This is a genomic window from Amycolatopsis palatopharyngis (assembly GCF_003385185.1).
Classification (GTDB): Bacteria; Actinomycetota; Actinomycetes; order Mycobacteriales; family Pseudonocardiaceae; genus Amycolatopsis; species Amycolatopsis palatopharyngis.
Window position 1 is genome coordinate 86,454 of the sequence record NZ_PQHZ01000017.1, and the last position, 15,498, is coordinate 101,951.

The 15,498-nt window shown below is 66.3% G+C and carries 18 protein-coding genes and 1 pseudogene; 8 read left to right on the forward strand and 11 right to left on the reverse strand.

Annotation, left to right across the window (positions count from 1 at the left end):
* Positions 1-37: 37 nt before the first annotated feature.
* Together D0C15_RS15490 and D0C15_RS15495 are read right to left on the reverse strand one after the other, a co-directional pair.
* Positions 38-649: an alpha/beta hydrolase family protein gene (locus D0C15_RS15490; protein WP_116045759.1), complete on the reverse strand. Its 612-nt coding sequence runs from the start codon at positions 647-649 to the stop codon at positions 38-40.
* The gene (locus D0C15_RS15495; RefSeq protein WP_116045761.1) at positions 646-1,434 is read right to left on the reverse strand and encodes an SOS response-associated peptidase; all 789 of its coding nucleotides are present in this window, start codon (positions 1,432-1,434) and stop codon (positions 646-648) included. The genes D0C15_RS15490 and D0C15_RS15495 overlap by 4 nt, the downstream gene beginning before the upstream one ends.
* A 173-nt stretch (positions 1,435-1,607) precedes the next feature.
* On the opposite strand from D0C15_RS15495, the gene rsgA reads away from it, so the two are divergent.
* The 3 genes from rsgA to D0C15_RS15510 all read left to right on the forward strand — a co-directional run bounded on the left by rsgA (position 1,608) and on the right by D0C15_RS15510 (position 4,539).
* Positions 1,608-2,612, forward strand: coding sequence for a ribosome small subunit-dependent GTPase A (gene rsgA, locus D0C15_RS15500; protein WP_116045763.1), 1,005 nt, complete (start codon positions 1,608-1,610; stop codon positions 2,610-2,612).
* A 74-nt stretch (positions 2,613-2,686) separates the two neighbouring features.
* Positions 2,687-3,550, forward strand: coding sequence for an SCO4651 family lipoprotein (locus D0C15_RS15505; protein WP_162830090.1), 864 nt, complete (start codon positions 2,687-2,689; stop codon positions 3,548-3,550).
* A 155-nt stretch (positions 3,551-3,705) separates the two neighbouring features.
* Entirely contained in the window at positions 3,706-4,539 is an 834-nt protein-coding gene (locus tag D0C15_RS15510; RefSeq protein WP_116045768.1) for an SCO4651 family lipoprotein, read from the forward strand.
* 68 nt (positions 4,540-4,607) lie between these two features.
* Here the strand turns inward: D0C15_RS15510 and pruA are convergent, their stop codons facing one another.
* The 3 genes from pruA to D0C15_RS15525 all read right to left on the reverse strand — a co-directional run bounded on the left by pruA (position 4,608) and on the right by D0C15_RS15525 (position 8,241).
* The gene (gene pruA, locus D0C15_RS15515; protein ID WP_116045769.1) at positions 4,608-6,236 is read right to left on the reverse strand and encodes an L-glutamate gamma-semialdehyde dehydrogenase; all 1,629 of its coding nucleotides are present in this window, start codon (positions 6,234-6,236) and stop codon (positions 4,608-4,610) included.
* A gap of 80 nt (positions 6,237-6,316) precedes the next feature.
* The gene (locus D0C15_RS15520) at positions 6,317-6,838 is read right to left on the reverse strand and encodes a DUF6912 family protein (protein ID WP_116045772.1); all 522 of its coding nucleotides are present in this window, start codon (positions 6,836-6,838) and stop codon (positions 6,317-6,319) included.
* Positions 6,835-8,241 (reverse strand): WS/DGAT/MGAT family O-acyltransferase, encoded by a 1,407-nt coding sequence (locus D0C15_RS15525; protein ID WP_116045775.1) that lies wholly within the window; start codon positions 8,239-8,241, stop codon positions 6,835-6,837. The genes D0C15_RS15520 and D0C15_RS15525 overlap by 4 nt, the downstream gene beginning before the upstream one ends.
* A 48-nt stretch (positions 8,242-8,289) precedes the next feature.
* Between D0C15_RS15525 and D0C15_RS15530 the strand changes: the two genes are divergently transcribed.
* Complete coding sequence (locus D0C15_RS15530; protein WP_245975825.1) at positions 8,290-9,102, forward strand: TrmH family RNA methyltransferase; 813 nt, start codon at positions 8,290-8,292, stop codon at positions 9,100-9,102.
* On the opposite strand, the gene D0C15_RS15535 is transcribed toward D0C15_RS15530, so the two are convergent.
* From D0C15_RS15535 to D0C15_RS34135, 5 genes are all read right to left on the reverse strand, one after another.
* Positions 9,091-9,843 carry an ESX secretion-associated protein EspG gene (locus D0C15_RS15535; protein ID WP_116045781.1) on the reverse strand — a complete coding sequence of 251 codons (753 nt, stop codon included), beginning with the start codon at positions 9,841-9,843 and terminating at the stop codon, positions 9,091-9,093. The two genes, D0C15_RS15530 and D0C15_RS15535, sit on opposite strands and share 12 nt — an antisense overlap.
* On the reverse strand, positions 9,840-11,192 hold the full coding sequence (locus tag D0C15_RS15540; protein WP_116045783.1) for a hypothetical protein: 1,353 nt from the start codon (positions 11,190-11,192) through the stop codon (positions 9,840-9,842). The genes D0C15_RS15535 and D0C15_RS15540 overlap by 4 nt, the downstream gene beginning before the upstream one ends.
* 1 nt (position 11,193) lies before the next feature.
* Positions 11,194-11,820 (reverse strand): DUF3558 domain-containing protein, encoded by a 627-nt coding sequence (locus D0C15_RS15545; protein WP_116045785.1) that lies wholly within the window; start codon positions 11,818-11,820, stop codon positions 11,194-11,196.
* Positions 11,817-12,254 carry a hypothetical protein gene (locus tag D0C15_RS15550; protein ID WP_116045787.1) on the reverse strand — a complete coding sequence of 146 codons (438 nt, stop codon included), beginning with the start codon at positions 12,252-12,254 and terminating at the stop codon, positions 11,817-11,819. The genes D0C15_RS15545 and D0C15_RS15550 overlap by 4 nt, the downstream gene beginning before the upstream one ends.
* Before the next feature lie 183 nt (positions 12,255-12,437).
* Complete coding sequence (locus tag D0C15_RS34135) at positions 12,438-13,229, reverse strand: hypothetical protein (protein ID WP_162830091.1); 792 nt, start codon at positions 13,227-13,229, stop codon at positions 12,438-12,440.
* Between the two features lie 74 nt (positions 13,230-13,303).
* Here D0C15_RS34135 and D0C15_RS15560 point away from each other — a divergent pair, with 74 nt between their 5' ends.
* From D0C15_RS15560 to D0C15_RS15570, 4 genes and pseudogenes are all read left to right on the forward strand, one after another.
* Complete coding sequence (locus D0C15_RS15560) at positions 13,304-14,233, forward strand: helix-turn-helix domain-containing protein (RefSeq protein ID WP_116045792.1); 930 nt, start codon at positions 13,304-13,306, stop codon at positions 14,231-14,233.
* Between the two features lie 17 nt (positions 14,234-14,250).
* Complete coding sequence (locus D0C15_RS15565; RefSeq protein WP_116045795.1) at positions 14,251-14,451, forward strand: DUF397 domain-containing protein; 201 nt, start codon at positions 14,251-14,253, stop codon at positions 14,449-14,451.
* Positions 14,409-14,639 (forward strand): annotated as a pseudogene (locus D0C15_RS35730) (Scr1 family TA system antitoxin-like transcriptional regulator); the annotation flags it as partial. The gene D0C15_RS15565 and the pseudogene D0C15_RS35730, both read left to right, overlap by 43 nt.
* 12 nt (positions 14,640-14,651) lie before the next feature.
* Positions 14,652-14,852, forward strand: a complete 201-nt coding sequence (locus D0C15_RS15570; RefSeq protein ID WP_116045796.1) for a DUF397 domain-containing protein — start codon at positions 14,652-14,654, stop codon at positions 14,850-14,852.
* On the opposite strand, the gene D0C15_RS15575 is transcribed toward D0C15_RS15570, so the two are convergent.
* Positions 14,837-15,421 carry a helix-turn-helix domain-containing protein gene (locus D0C15_RS15575; RefSeq protein ID WP_116045798.1) on the reverse strand — a complete coding sequence of 195 codons (585 nt, stop codon included), beginning with the start codon at positions 15,419-15,421 and terminating at the stop codon, positions 14,837-14,839. The genes D0C15_RS15570 and D0C15_RS15575 overlap by 16 nt on opposite strands.
* Positions 15,422-15,498: the final 77 nt, after the last annotated feature.

Sequence of the window (15,498 nt, forward strand, 5' to 3'; positions counted from 1 at the left end):
CAACTACCGCACTTTCCCGAGAAAGCGCGACGTTGGGTTAGGCGAGGGGGCGCAGGACGCGCTGCAGCCATTCGGAGCAGGCTCGGGAGACGGCGCCGAGGTCGGCTCGGAGGCTGTGGTCACCGGACACCTGGACGATCTCGTGATGACGCCCGGACTCCGGCAGACCGAACGGGTCCCGCTCTCCCTGTACGACCAATGTCGGAACATCCACGGCATCCAACTCGGGCTGGCGCGTCTTGTCCGGCTTGCCCGGCGGATGCACGGGAAACGCCAGGCAGAGCACGGCGACCGCCTGCCCGGCCGCGGCGGTCCTGCAGGCGACACGCGCCCCGGACGAGCGGCCACCGAACACCAGCGGCAGGTCGTCGAACCAGCGCACGGACAGCTCCTCGACCACGCTCAGCCAGGCGGCGTCGAGTTGCCTCGCGGGAGCGGGTGCCCGCCTGCCCGCCACGCGGTACGGCTGCTCGACCAACGCGACATGGACCCCCGCGGCCTGCGCGGCCCTGGTCACAGCGACCAGGTCGTCAGCCTCGATCCCACCGCCCGCGCCATGGCCGAGCAGTAGCCCGGCCACCCCCTCCTCGGCACAGTGCAGCTCCGCCCGCGCGGGGCCGAAGTCGGTGTCGATCTTGGTAGTGGTCATGACCGTGGCAGATTGAACAGGGCATTGTCGAGATCGGTGACCTCGGCCTCGACTCGCTCGACCAGTTCCGGGCCGTTGTTACGCACGTTGTTGACCCTGGTCGAGACCGGCCGCAGTTCCAGGGAATCCACCACGTCCGGCGCGGGCGGGGTCAGCAGTTCCGTGGCATCGGTGCGGTCCGGATCGAGCCACTCGGCCCACCGGTTCCGTGGCATGAGCAGCGGCATGCGGTGGTGCACGTCGGCGAGTCTGCCGACCGAATCGGTGGTCAGCACCGAAAAGGTGATCAGCGGGTCGGCGTCGGCATCCTGCTTGGGGTCGCGCCAGCTCTCCCAGAGACCCGCGAAAGCCAGCGAGGAGCCATCGCCGGATGTCATGAAGAAGGGCTCTTTCGGCCCCTTCTTGCCGCCGTCGACGGTCTGCCGCCACTCGAACCACCCGTCCGCGGGTACCAGGCAGCGACGCCGGGACAACGCCTTGCGGAACGCCGGCTTCTCCTTGGCGCTCTCCGCCCTGGTGTTGATCATCCGATTGCCGACTGCCGGGTCCTTTGCCCAGAACGGAACCAGACCCCAGCGCATCACGCGCAGGCTGCGTACCGCGGGTTCGTCCTCCAGCACCGTGCCCTCGGCGTCACGCGGATGTCGCTGCACGACGGTGAACACGTTCTTGGTGGGCGCCACGTTGAAGTCCGCGGGCGGGGCCGCCCCCTCGGTCGCGTCCACCGCGTCGAACTCCTCGATCAGCTTAGCCGGGTCCTTCGTCGCGGCGTAACGGCCACACATCGGCCCACCACCTCCGTGTCCTCTTTTCGAACGCGTGATCGTGCACGCCATCGTGGCACGCGCGAGGAGTGATCGCGACCGGCACCGGTTGGCCCGTACAGCGCGATGGGGGATCATCATTGACAACCGCAACGGCGAATGTCGCCGCAGGTGACGCAGGAGGAAGTGACGGTTTGGCCCGCAGGGACTGGCGCACGCTGGACGAGACCGACGTCCGGGTACGACCGGGCAAGGGAACACGGCCACGCAGCAAGCGCCGCCCGGCACACGCCGACGCCTCCAGTGCGATGGTCACCGGCGTGGATCGCGGCCGCTGGACCTGTGCCGTCGACCACGAACCCGACCGGGTGGTCACCGCCATGCGAGCCAGGGAACTCGGCCGCACGCCGATCGTCGTCGGCGACACCGTGGGCCTCGTCGGCGACGTCAGCGGCAAGGCCGACACACTGGCGCGGATCGTACGGGTGGACGAGCGCTCCAGCGTCCTGCGCAGGACCGCCGACGACACCGACCCCTACGAACGGGTCGTGGTAGCCAACGCACAGCAACTGCTCATTGTCACCGCACTCGCCGACCCGCCGCCGCGCACCGGATTCATCGACCGCTGCCTTGTCGCCTGCTACGCCGGAGGACTCCAGCCGGTGCTCTGCCTGACCAAGGCGGACCTCGCCGGGCCGGAGGACCTACTCGCCCAGTACGCCGACCTCGACGTTCCGGCGATAGTCACCCGTCACGATGAGGACTCCAGCGAACTGATCGAGTGTCTGCGCGATCGCGTCTCGGCGCTGGTCGGCCATTCCGGGGTGGGTAAGTCCACGCTGGTGAACCGGCTGGTTCCGGACGCCCACCTGGCCACGGGTGTCGTCAGCGCGGTCGGCAAGGGCAGGCACACCTCGGTCAGTGCTGTCGCACTGCCGCTGCCGCAGGGTGGCTGGGTGGTCGACACCCCCGGCATCCGCTCGTTCGGCCTCGCGCACGTCACCGCCGACGACATCGTGCTGTCCTTCCCGGAGTTCGCGGCCGCGGCGGAGGAGTGCCCCTCCGGCTGCGGTCACCTCGGCCCGCCGGAGGACCCGGACTGCGCGCTGGACGAGGTCGTCAAGTCCGGTGCCGCAGGCGAGGGAAGGCTGGAGTCGCTTCGTCGGCTGCTTTCCTCCCGAGCTGGAATCGAGTCGTGACCTTCGCATGAAATTCTGATCGGCAGTCGGGGGACTTCCATTTGACGATTTCATTTGAAAGCAGGGGGATCTACATGCGTAGGACAGCCTTCGTGGCCGGCGGTTTCGCGCTGGTCATCGCGCTGGCGGGCTGTGGCGGCGGTAGTGACAATGCCTCCGGAAACGGTTCCGGAGAGGCGTTGACCTCACCGTTCGGTTCGGCTCAGGAGCTGGTGCTGGCTGCCTCGGCGCAGACCGAGAAGAGCAGGAGCTCGAAGTTCACGCTCGACATGCCGGTCGAGGGCCAGGAGCTCAAGGCGAGCGGCGAAGGCCGCTACGACGGCGAGAACAGTGCGCTGTCCATGACCGTGGACGCGAGCGGTGAGATCACCGAGCTCATCATGGTCGACCGTGTCATGTACGTGAAGGCCGAAGGACTCGGCGAAGCCACCGGCGGAAAGCCGTGGATGAAGATCTCCGTCGACGGCAGCGACCCGATGTCCATGATGATGGGCAAGATGTTCGGCGAGCTCGTGAAGAACACCGACCCGGCCAAGGTGCTGGGCCAGGTCAAGGACGCGGGCACGATCACCAGGAGCGAGCAGGCACAGCTCGACGGCCAGCAGGCGACGCACTACTCGATCGATCTCGAGTTCGCGAAGCTGGTGGATCAGCAGGCCGGCATGGGCATTCCGCAGGAGATGCTGGACAAGATGAAGGAGAAGGCTGGGGACCTGACGCTGCCCATGGAGCTCTGGCTGAACAGCGACCAGCTCCCCTTGCAGATGACCATGGACATGGCCGCGCTCAACAAGGCAGCCGAGCAACTGTCCGGGCAGAGCCCACCGGCCGCGGCCGACGCGGGCAAGATGATCGTCAAGTACACCGACTGGGGGGCACCCGTGACCATCGAGGCTCCGCCTGCCGACCAGGTCGGCGAGTTCGCGATGCCCAACTGACAACGGCTCCGGGAACTGCGGATTTCGAGATCGTGGAACTCGGCCGGCGAAGTCCCGGCAAATACTCGTCCTGCCCTACATGAAACCCTGAAGGGCAGTCGAACGTCCTATCCATGTAGATGACAGTTGAGTGCTTTGTGAAAGCAGGGGATCTGATGCGTAAGACAGCTCTCGCGGCCGGCGGTTTCGCGCTGGTCATCGCGCTAGCGGGCTGTGGCGGCGGCGTTGACAATGCCTCCGGCAACGGCTCAGGAGGCGAGCTGTCCTCGCCGTTCGGCTCTGCTCAGGAGCTGGTCCGGGCTGCCTCTGCCCAGACGGAGCAGAGCAAGAGCTCGAAGTTCACCTTCGAGATGGACATGGCGGGCCAGAAGCTCAGCGGTAGCGGTGAGGGCATGTACGCGGGTGCGGACACCGCGATGTCGATGACCATGGATGCGGCTGGGCAGGCCATTGAAATGCGCATTGTGGGCAAAACCCTCTACATGAAAATGCCGGAGGGAACCGGCATGACGGCCGAGGGCAAGCCGTGGGTGAAGATCGACCCTGAGGGCGACGATCCGATGTCCAAGGCGATGGCGGGTCAGTTCGACAACATGACCGAGCAGAACGACCCGAGCAAGATTCTCGAGCAGATCGAGAAGGCTGGCACCATCACCAACAGCGAGCAGGTCGAGCTGGACGGTCAGCAGACCACCCACTACTCGATCGAGCTGGACATGAAGAAGCTCGCCGAGCAGATGCCGGACTCGGCGAACGCCAAGGCCGTCGAGCAGATGCAGGGCAAGATCGACACGATGCCGATGGAGCTGTGGCTCAACAGCGACCAGCTGCCGGTGCAGATCGTCATGGACATGTCCAAGATCGCCGAGGCCGCCGGTCAGCCGAACGCGGGCGGACAGATGACGATGAAGTACAGCGACTGGGGCACGCCGGTCAACATCGAGGCTCCGCCTGCCGATCAGGTCGGCGAGATGACGATGCCGAAGTAGTTCCCGGACAACAGAATTGGCGCCGCCGAACCGAGTTCGGCGGCGCCAATTCTGTGTCAGCGCGAGGGTCAGCCCATATGCGGGTACTCGATGCTGGTCGGCGCGTCGAAGGTCTCCTTGATCGACCTCGGACTCGTCCACCGCAGCAGGTTGAACATGGACCCAGCCTTGTCGTTGGTGCCCGAAGCCCGCGAACCACCGAACGGTTGCTGACCGACGATCGAGCCGGTCGGCTTGTCGTTGACGTAGAAGTTGCCTGCCGTGTAGCGCAGGGCGCGGTGGGCCTGCTGGACCGCCGTACGGTCGTCGGCGAACACCGCACCGGTGAGCGCGTAGGGCGCGGTGTTGTCCACCAACTCGAGGATCCGCTCGTACTCGTCGTCCGGATAGACGTGCACGGCGAGGATGGGACCGAAGTACTCGGTGGAGAACACCGCATGGTCTGGGTCTTCGGACAGCAGCACGGTCGGCTCCACGAAGTAGCCCACCGTGTCGTCGCAGTTACCGCCCACCAAGACACTCAGTGCCGGGTCACCGTCCACGCTGGACAGCAGCTCCTTGTGTTTGGCGAAGGCCCTCGCGTCGATCACCGCACCGCCGAACAGCGAGAGGTCGGTGACGTCGCCGAACTTGACCGTCCTGGTCAGATCGGCGAGTTCCTCCCGGACACCGCCCTCCCACAGTGATCGTGGGATGTAGGCCCTGGACGCGGCGGAGCATTTCTGGCCCTGGTACTCGAACGCCCCACGCACCAATGCGGGCACGAGTTTGTCCGTCCTTGCCGAGGAATGCGCGACGACGAAGTCCTTGCCACCGGTCTCCCCGACGATCCGCGGCCAGCTGCCGTAGGCGTCGAGGTTGTCCGAGATCGTGCGCCACAACATCTTGAAGGTGCCGACCGAGCCGGTGAAGTGCAGCCCACCGAGACCGGGATCGGTGAGCGCGACCTCGCTGACGGCATGGCCGTCGCCGGTCACCATGTTGATGACGCCCGGCGGCAGACCTGCCTCCTCGAACGCCCGCATCGTGTAGTGCGCCGCCAGTTGTTGTGTGGGCGTCGGCTTCCACACCACGGTGTTGCCCATCAGGGCGGGTGCACTGGGCAGGTTGCCTGCGATGGCGGTGAAGTTGAACGGCGTGATGGCCGTGACGAACCCGTCCAGCGGCCGGTACTCCATCCGGTTCCACACGCCGGGCACCGAGTTGGGCTGCTCGGCCAGGATTCGCCGGGCGTAGTGCACGTTGAAGCGCAGGAAATCGATCAGCTCGCAGGCCGCGTCGATCTCGGACTGCTGGATGGACTTGGACTGCCCGAGCATCGTGGCCGCGTTCAGCGAGTCGCGGTAAGGACCTGCGATCAGGTCGGCGGCCCGCAGGAACACAGCTGCCCGCTCGTCGAACGGCAACTCGCTCCACTCCGCGGCGGCGCCCTTCGCGGCCGCGACGGCGTCCGCGACATCCTCCTTTGTCGCCTGTGCGGACACACCGAGCACATGGCCGTGATCGTGTGGTTGCACGACGTCGAACGGCGCTCCGCCAGCGAGCCTGTGCTCACCGGCGATGGTCTGGGTCAGCTCGTGCTTCTCGGACTCCAGTTCACCCAGCCTGCGCTCGAGCGATTCGCGCTCCGGATTGCCCGGCGCGTACGTCAGCACCGGCTCGTTGACCGGGGTCGGCACGGTGGTCACCGCATCCATGATCAGTATCGCCTCCTGGTGGTTCTCCGCCTCGTGAGCGGCGTATCACCTCATCCTGACACCAGGATGCCAGTTACGCGTTACATCAGCTCCAGCAAGAACGGCAGTTCCTGCGACGCGTACCAGGCGAGTTCGTGGTCCTCAGCCTCACCGAGGACGAACTCGGCATCGGCGTCGCCGAGGTCAGCCGCATCGATCACGGCGGAGGCGGCGCGTACCGCGGGTTCCGCCTCGGCGGCGTCGACATGCACCGCGGCGACGTCGTCCAACGCGACCGGGCCCCCGAGCCGGACCACCGCGTGATCGAGGTCGGGGCGCAGCGTCACGTCGTCGACGTCCACCGAGACCACCACCCTTCGCGGCAGCTCGGTGTCGGACTCCGCCTGCTCCGGCTCGTCGCCGAGCGCGGCGCCGATCAGCCGCAACGACGCCCGCGCGGCGTCCAGGAGCGCGGCGTACTCGAGCTCGTCGGTCGATCCGCTGGTGTACGACTCCCGCAGCGCGGGTGTCAGGGCGAACCCCGTACCGCTCACCGGCATGAACTTCCCGTCCGCGACCAGCTGCCGCAGCATGCCGATCGTCGCGGGTAGATAGACCCTCACCAGTGCATCCCTCGCAATTCTTCCAGCGACTCCTCGATCATTCCCGCAAGCAGATCCACATCGGACACCGCCTTGCGATCGCCGTTGAGTCCGAAATAGACGTTACCGTGGTAAGAGGTGACACCGATCGCCAGCGCCTGGTTCCGCACAAGGGGGATGACCGGGAACATCTCGGTCATCCGCGCAGGCCCCGCGTACAGCGGCTGCTGTGGTCCTGGCGAGTTGGTGATCAGCAGATTGAAGATCCGGCCGGAGAACGATCCGGCTGCCCTGGCTCCGAGCGAGTGCAGGGTCGCGGGCGCGAAACCGCCGACCCGCAGCAGTGCGCGCGCGGCCACGGATCGTCCCGAGTCCAGGTGTTCGGCCATCGCGTGACCAATGTGCTGCAGCCGCAGCACCGGGCTCGGCTCGCCCACCGGAAGGTCCACCAGGTAGGAGTCGACCTGGTTGCCGATGAAACTCGCCGAGGAGTACTCGCCTGCGTCGACGTCGCGCACGGCCAGCGGCACGAGCGCGCGAATCGTGCTGTCACCGTCCAGGCTCGCGCCCCTGGAGAGCAACCACTGCCGCAGCCCACCGGTGATCGCGGTGAGAACCGCGTCGTTCACCGTGCCGCCGTGCTGGGCACGAACCCTGCGGTAGTCCTCCAGGCTCGTGCGCACGACCGCGAACACTCGCCCACCCGACACCCGGACGTTGAGCGGCCCTGACGGCGCGGGGCGGGCCACGGTCCGCAGGGCGGAGGCGACACCACCTACAGTGCCCACGACCTTCTCCGCCGTCGCGACGGCGTCCTGCGCCGCCGACCTGGCATTCTCGACAAGTTCCCCCGGACGCTGCATGGTCTCGCTGAGGGCGTCGAGGAGCAATTGGCTCCGGCTTGGCTGCCTGCGCGGCGCCCAGGTGTCCGCACAGGGCTCGAGATCCTGCGGGGTGGTGTCCAGGATGAGCTGTCCGAGTTCGATCGTGCCGACGCCGTCGACCACGGCCTGGTGCGATTTGGTCACCAGTGCGATGCGATCGCCGGTGAGGCCCTCGACGAAGTAGGCCTCCCAGAGTGGGCGGTCCTTGTCCAGCGGACGCGACATCAGCCGGGCGACCAGGTCGAACAGCTGGGCGTCACTGCCGGGAGCGGGCAGGGCGGAGCGGCGCACGTGGTAGTTCAGATCGAAATCCACGTCGTCCACCCAGACCGGGCGGGCCAGGTGGCCGGGCACAGCCGCCACCCGCTGCCGGTAGCGCGGCAGAAAGATCAGGCGTTGCCCGATCAGGGCGAGCAGGTCCTCGTAGTCGAATCCCTGGCTCGGCCGTTCGAAGATCGCCACTCCGCCGACGTGCATCGGCGTGGCCGGGTCTTCCACATACAGGAAGGAGGCATCCAGCGCGGACAGGCGGTCGGGCATGCCCTGATCCTGACACAGGTGCGAGACTTGCCGCCGTGGGTGATGAGCGTGGCTGAGCGACGATCTGGAAACGGCAGCTCCCGGAACGGCACCGGCGAGCAGATTGTGTCGCCGAAGGACCGCTTCCTGACGGTGTACGGGCGCAAACCCGTGCTGGAAGCACTCGCCGATCCCACTCTCGACGTGGACAAGGTGATTCTCGCCGACACGGTGCGCGGAGCGAGCGCGGCCGAGATTCAGCGAGCGGCGGACGCGAGCGGCGTGCCCGTGCAGCGCGCCAGCGCGCACCGGGTGAAGGTGCTGGCAGGCAACGGCAAACAGGACCAGGGTGTACTGGCCGACGTGGTGGCGCCGCGGATGCGGCCACTGAGCACCGCGCTGTCCGCTGGTCGGCCGCCCACCAGGGTGCTCGTACTGGACGGGATCACGACTCCGGCGAATGTCGGCATGATCCTGCGTACCGCGACGGCGGCGGGTGTCGGTGGGATCGTCGTACCACGGCGAGGAGTGGCCGCGCTGGATCCGCTGGTGGTGAAGGCTTCGGCGGGGGTGGCGTTCCGTGCGCCGGTCCTGCGCTGCGGCAGTGCCGCCGAAGCCGTGGGCATGCTCGCCGATGCCGGGTACGGCGTTTACGCCCTCGGCGCGTCCACCTCCGGTTCGCTGTTCGACACCGATCTGCCCAACCGGGCGGCTTTCGTTCTCGGCGGCGAGACCGCCGGAGTGAGCGAAGAGGTTCGTTCACAGGTCACGGGATGGCTCTCGATTCCCATGCCCGGCGAGGTGGAGTCGCTCAACGTGTCGGCGGCAGCCGCCGTGCTCTGCTTCGAACTGGTCCGCCGCGGCGGGAAGTCATCGCACTAGCGACGACCGCAGATGCTCGAGTGTGCGCGCGAGGGTGGCGGGGGTCGCCGGGGCGATGTGGATCTCGGCCTCGTCGCCGGTGCCGCTGGTGTAGTTGAGGTAGCGGCCCCAGTCGGTGTCGACGTAGTGCAAGGGTGACTCGAGTCGGGTGTAGCGGCCCAGATCGTCCCGCTGTGCGGCGTAGAGCTCGCCGCTGCCGTGTACCGGACGCTGCACGACCTTCACGACCTCACGTACGTCGCCTGCCAGGGTGCGGTCGGTGACGTCGCGCTGCCCTGCGGCCTCGAGGTCGATCACGCGGACGTTCCACGGACTGCCGCCACCGGGAAGGCGGTTCGGGAGCTGTTCGGTGAGTTCGTCGGCGAGGTGGTGCCGGCTGATCGGCGCCAGTGCGACCCAATCGCCCACCCGTACGGCGAGTAGGCCCTCCAGTCCGCGCGCTGCGGCGAGGACGCTCCAGGTATCGCTGCTCTCCGGGTCGGTGAACCAGCCGTAGTACTCCACTTCGGCGGCGGTTAGCAGCGGAAGCCGGTCGAGGAACTCGCCGTCCACCCTGCCCCTGCTGCCGAGGACGCCGGCGTCGGCGAGCGCTGCGTCGAGACCGCTGTCGAACTCGGCCTGCTCCTCCTCCGGCAGCCACAGGGGCTCGGGCTGGAGGGCGAGGTGGAGCGGGCCGAGCCGCTCACGCGCGGCCAGCGTCGCCAGCACCGACACGGGGAGGTCGACGCGGCGACCGTTCACTGGCCGATCACCGGGGGTGTGGTCTTACCGAGGTCGCCGATGAAGACCGCGTCCGGGTCGTTCTCCTGCAGGTAGGAAGCGCGCTGGTGCTCGTCGTCCTCGGAGCCTTTGCCGCGTCCGCCGCCTGCGGCGCCCATCGGCATGCCGCCCGCGCCCCTCGCCGCGGCGCTGGCACCACCCCTGGCTGCCGCGGACTCGGCTGCGGCGGCACCGCTGGGCATCCCCGCGCCGGTTCCCTTGCCCGCGGCCAGACCACGGGCGTTCTCGGCTGCGGCGCCACCGCCACGTCCGATGGCTTCGCCCGCACGACCACCGGCACCGCTTCCGCTGCCGACGGCGCCGCTGCCGCCACTGCGACCGGCAGCGCTCTTCGGGTCGGGCACACTCCGCAGGCGGTCGCCCGCGAGACCGCGGCCCGGCCCGTTGGGGGATCGGGTGAAGCCGGTGTTGCGCGAGGTTCCCGGACCGGTGCGGTTCGTGCCGGGGCCGTTCGTGTCCCGATTGCCACCCGGATTGTTGAACACACCCCCACCGGCTGGCCCGGTGTTGCCGCCGCCGGTGCTACCGCCGGAAGTACCGACGGGGGGTGGCGGTGCCACGTTCCCGGAGGAACCACCGCTGGTCGGCGGTGCCACTGTGCTGCTTGAAATCGGGCTGTTGACCTGCGGCGCGGCCGACACCGGCCCGCCGGTGCTCACCGCAGACGGGCTCGGCGCGTAGGAGCTGGAAGCCCGCGTGGTGTCCGGTGCGACGGACTGGCCGCCAGAGATACCGCCGGGCCCGGAGCCGTCGTTCAGGCTGATGGAGCCGTCACTCGGCTGAAGCAGGCTGTAGCTGCGAGGAAAGCCGGAGTTGCCGCCGGTCTGACTCGCGTAGGAGTTCATCACGTCGACGTTGTGCTGCGAGGCGCGCTGATGAGCCTGCGCGCCGTCCTGGTAGGAGTTGATGTCGTCGGCGGCCATGAACGGCCCGGCAACCGGGATGGCGGCCTTGAGCCCGGTGGTCCACGGGTTCGGCTTCTCCGGCATCGGCGGAACCGGCTCAACCGACCGGGAGGCACCTTCCCACGCGGCCGACTGGCTCTGCGTGGAGTCGGTGGTGCGGTCCATGTTTCGTGCGGAGTCTTCCAGGGCGGGCATCAAGGCGGCAGCGCCGCTGTGCGCCGCGACACTGGCATCGCCGGTCCAGGCAGACTCCATCTGCGTGTTGATGTCGCTGATCGACTGTGCGCGGACCGTGTAGGTCTTGCGCAACTTGGCGAGTTCGGCGGCGATCTGCTGCAGGGGCTTTGTCCCGAGCCCCTCCATAAAGTTGTCGTAAATCTCCTGGCCGGTCTTTCCGCCGCTCATATCACGATCCCCCTTTTAGAGTGGAGATGACTTGCTCAGCAACCTGTTTAGCATCGGCGCAAGCCTGGTCCGGCTGCTTCGTGTAGCCCTGCACAGAGACAGAAAAAGACAGGTCGTTAGCGATTCCCACAGCCAAACCACAACCGCCGCGATCTCGCTGATCGGATACATCACTGAATGCGGCCGGATACCCATCAACAGTTTCCGGTTCCCAATATGCGAAGCGGCCAAGCTTATAGTTCTCGTGCAGAGCAGCGAGCCCGCCCGCACCGCGGCTCTGATTATCAGCGTGCACGAAAACCGCCACTGACTTGATACCGTCCAGCACAACCCAGGCGCAACCAGGACCTGCCATAATCGACGTAGCGGTCGTTTCTTTGGTTCGCTTCTCACCAGGTTCGCTATAGCCTAGGTCGGCCATCGAATTTTGCGGAACCAAGTCACACGGATTGCCGAGGTACCTCGACGCGTCAAGTGGTGCCGCCACCTCTGGAACCGAAGCGCTTTCGCTGTTCGGCTTATCAGTGGGTACAACTGGTGTTCCAGCTCCCGTCTCTGAGCATCCAGAAAAGACTAGAGCTGAAACAAAGAGCATGACGCCAACTAGTGCGGTTCGATTCGAATTCATGCGTCGAACAACTTGCCTACGGTTTTGAAGGGGCTCTCATTATCGCTCTCTGCAGACTCGATCTGACTCTTCGCTGCCTTCAACTTGCCCAGGAAGTCGTCGATGTACGCAAGGATCGATTCGTTCGAAGCCCTCAAGGAGTTCAGTCCGTCGCCAAGGAGTCCGACGAACTGGTTACTAGGCTCGTCTTGAGAAGGTGGCGTCACAGCGGAAGCGATGTCCTCCAGCATCAAACGATCATCCAAACAGTCGTCCCGCAACGCTTCCCACTTGCTGATGACGCTGTCGATCTCGTCCGGGTCGAACTCCCACGAGGCGTCGCCGGCGGGTCCCAGTGTCGCGCCCGCAGCAATACCGCCGACCGCGCCACCAAAGACGTTCTGCACCTGCTCAGTAGCGGTCGCGCCCGCCCAGAAGCCGCTCGCCTCGGCCATCAACTCTCCCCGTTGCCCGTGCGTAGTTATCCGCCACACGAGGGTAGCCGAACTCCCACCTCAGATGGTCCAGATCCACCAGACTTCACTGCCTGACGTACGCAAGGACATACCGGACCACCTTTCCGGCGTCGCGCTCCACGGACTTCTGACTCGCTCCACCGTCGAAGTACTTGACCTCGATCAGCACGTTCTCGTGGCGTACCGCGTACGTGACCTCCTTCTGGTCGGGACGGTTATCCGGCCTGAGCAGCACCGACGAGTCGGTTCCGCGATCTCGAACGGCTTCCAGCCGACGCTCGCCAGGTACTTCTGATCGAAAAAGTAGGTGGCTGCCGCGACGGCTTGCTGCTCGGAACGGGCCGCATGCGCATGCATCAGGTCAACGTCCACCGCGAGACCGCGTACCGGACCTCCCCGGTTGTGGCCCGGCACGTTCGGCACCCCACTCCAGTAGCAAGCCAACTGCTCAAAGCCGTTCTTGATCTCATGACTGTCGAGCTGGTTGGCGATGTTGTCCTGCAGCAGGTCGCCCAGAATCTGCTCGGAGACGAAAGCGCAGCCCTCTTCGGGTACCGCACTGACGTACCCGCTCTGCGCGACTGATGCGCCGCCGGACGGAGGCGCCGACAACCCGGCAGCAATTCCGTCCGATATGTCCTCATCTGGCGCGTCGCAACCCGCCAGCCACAAAGCTGCGGCGAAGAGACCCGCGACACGGACACGGCCGCCGGATGGCGGATCGGCTTCGGGCAGTGTCCGCAAGATGCAGGCTGAGCAACGGGGATGTCGCGCGAGCCTGCCAGTCGGGTCCTTGCCGTACAGCGGGAAGCAACGCGCCCCGCATACCCCAATGAACTCCCGACCGTATGCACCCTCGACGGTCTCGGCGTCGGGCAGGACGTAGTGGGCCGGAGGGGTAGGTCCGGCGTGCAGGGAGACGCCGGGCATCCAACCGGCGGCGGGAGCTGACATGACCGCCACGGTCGGGCAAAGAGACAGCCCGCGCAATCTCTATCTCATGAAATTTACACAGTAGCCACTATCGTGTGACTGCGACGCTTACAGACAGCTCGATAAGCTCGGGAAGTCAGCGTTTCGCCACTCCGGAGGTCAATGTGCCCGACTCTTATCGCCCGAGCATCCGTCTGCGCAGGGTCGCCCGAACCCTGCGCGAGTGGCGTGTGCCCACGGGTCTGCAGAGCGGAGAGGTCGCGGCCAAGGCCGGGTGGTCCACCGCCAAACAGTCACGACTGGAGAACGCGACCCAACCGATCACGCCAGCCGACGTGATGACCCTGGCTCTGCTCTACGACATCGCCGAACCTGTCCGCGACAAGGTCTTCCGGGCCACGCTTGCAGCACAGGAACGCGGCTGGTGGGAGCAGATCGAGAAGGAGGCGCTGGCCGAGGACGTTCTCTCGTACGTCGAACTGGAAAGCGAGGCCAGCAAGGTGCTTTCCTTCAAGATCGACCTCATCGACGGTCTGCTGCAAACAGCTGAGTACACCGCGGCGATTGCGCGATCCGCCTTGCCTCATGTCTCCGAAGAGCTCGTGCAGCACAGAGTCGAAGCACGGATGAAGCGTCAATCAAGAGTTGAGGACGGTGATCCGATCCAGATAGCGGCCGTGATGACTGAAGCCGCACTTCGTCTGACTGTCGGTGGCCCTGGGGTCATGCGACGCCAGTTGGGACGGCTTGTTTCGCTGTCCACCCTGCCCAACGTCGACCTTCGTGTCATCTGCTCGGGTTCCGGTGCCTACCCAGCGATGGGGACCCCCTTCAGCATCCTTTCCTTCGCCAACCAAGAGTCAGACGTCGGCTACATCGAGATGGCAAACAAGGGCGTCTACTTGGAGGAAGCCGAGGACATAGAGCGGTATACGCTGAACTTTGCAGGCTTGCAGGAAGTGGCTTTGAGTCCGAAGGATTCAATCGAACTCATCTCCACCATCGGGAGCAGCCTGGAGGACTGACAAGACTGGAGCGCGCCATGCCCGCAGCCGAACTCGCACATGTCACCTGGCGCAAGAGCAGCCGTAGCAACGGCGAGGGCAACCAGTGTGTCGAGATCGCCTCGCTCACCAACGGCGCGGCCGTACGGGACTCCAAAGACCCCGGGGCAGGAGCACTCGTGCTCGCCACGTCCGCTTGGGACGGCCTCCGTGCCGCCGTACGTCAAGTGGGCCTGTAGCTGGCTCTGACGACGCGATACTCACCGAAGCCGCTTTACGCCTGATGATCGGCGGCTCGGGTGTGATGAGGCGGCAATTGGGACGTCTTATCTCACTATCGGCCCTGCCGAACGTCAACGTTCGGGTTATTTCTGCGGCCTCCGGTGCATACCCTGCCGTCAGCACCGCGTTCAGCATCCTGTCCTTCGTGGAGCACCCTATGCCTTCCGCCGATCTGACCACCGCCCACTGGCGCAAGAGCAGCACGAGCAACGGCGGCGGCAACGAGTGTGTCGAGATCGCCTCGCTCACCAGCGGCGCGGCCGTCCGGGACTCCAAAGACCCCCACGCAGGAGCACTCGTGCTCACCCCGCCCGCTTGGGACGGCCTCCGTGCCGCCGTACGTCAGGTGGGCCGGTAGCTGGCTCTGACGTGGAAGCGTTCGCCTTGGGGGCCGAGGATGCTCAGGTACTCGACCGGACGTGAGTCGGCGTTGCCGAACCAGTGCGGGAGATGCGTGTCGAACTCAGCGACCTCACCTGGCGCGAGGACGAGATCCTGATCGCCGAGCACCAGGCGCAGTCGGCCGTTGAGGACGTACAGCCAGTGGTAACCCTCGTGCGAGCGGGGATCTGGTTCGAGATCGTTCGGACCGGCGGGAAGGATCTGCTTGAACGCCTGCAGGCCGCCGGGCTTGCGAGTCAGCGGGATGACGGTCATGCCGTTGTGGACGGTCGGCCGCGGGTAGACCCGTGGGTCACCGCTGGCCGGAGCGCCGACGAGCTCGTCGAGTGGCACCCGGTACGCCTTGGCCAGGGGAAGCAGGAGTTCCAGCCCGGGCTTTCGATTCCCGGACTCCAGCCTGGACAGCGTGCTGACCGGGATTCCCGTGGTCTCCGACAGCGCGGTGAGAGTGGCTCCGCTGCGGCGGCGCAGCTCGCGTAGCCGTGGTCCGACCGCGCTGAGCACGGCGTCGAAATCTTCACTCATGGCCCCACTGTGCCCGCGTTTTTGCACTTTCTGCAAAGAACTTTGCCATCCCTGCGCCGCCGAGGGCAGGTTGGGCG